This window comes from Acinetobacter sp. V110_1 (assembly GCF_031798975.1).
GTDB lineage: Bacteria > Pseudomonadota > Gammaproteobacteria > Pseudomonadales > Moraxellaceae > Acinetobacter > Acinetobacter nosocomialis_A.
In genome coordinates this window covers 1-707 of sequence record NZ_JAVQNN010000007.1, presented here as the reverse complement: position 1 = coordinate 707, position 707 = coordinate 1, and the positions used below count along the sequence as shown (strand labels likewise).

The window sequence follows — 707 nt, the reverse complement described above, 5'->3', positions numbered from 1 at the left end:
ATCACACCAGACTGGTTACTTAAGTTCTGGCTGCTTACCTGAAGTTGCTTGTTCGACAAGAGCTTCCCGTGGTCATTCGTCACATCGCCCTGACTATTTAACGTCAGTCGATCCAGCGCACTGATTACGCCACTGTTATTTAAACCGTTCACATCAAGCGTCAGGGTTTTCCCAGACTGGATAGCACCTGAACCATTATTCAGCGATAAGCCACCCGTCTGAATCAGTAAATCACCTTGTTCCGTACCGATCTGACCGCCATCATTTTGTAAGCCCTGACTCTTCAATGACATCTGCTGGGTTGAAGCCATCACACCTTGGGTATTATTAATGCCTTGTACAGCATCAATGTTCAATACACCCTGTGCATTGATCTTGCCCTGCTCACTATTTTTAACCGAACCCGCCTGTATCTCGGTGTTCCCGCCACTGTACAGTTGCCCTGACTGGCTATTATCAAACAGACCACTGAGCTTAAAGTTCAGATCGGCTCCACTTTGTAATAAACCGCCCTGGTTAATAAGGTCCTGTCCAACAAACGTTAAGGCGCTACCCGAAAGAATCTGGCCCTTGCTGTTATTCAGCCACTGTTGCTGCATATCCAGTTTGGCCCGCGTTGCGATCAGGCCGGACTGGTTATCAATTCCTTGCGCCTTTAAGGTCAGGTCCTGACTAGACTGAAGCTTGCCTTGCTGGTTACTTAACAC

The 707-nt window shown here is 47.9% G+C and carries 1 pseudogene; it reads right to left on the bottom strand.

The features are described 5' to 3' along the window. Positions 1 to 707, bottom strand: a pseudogene (locus RMA95_RS00430) (ShlA/HecA/FhaA protein); the annotation flags it as partial.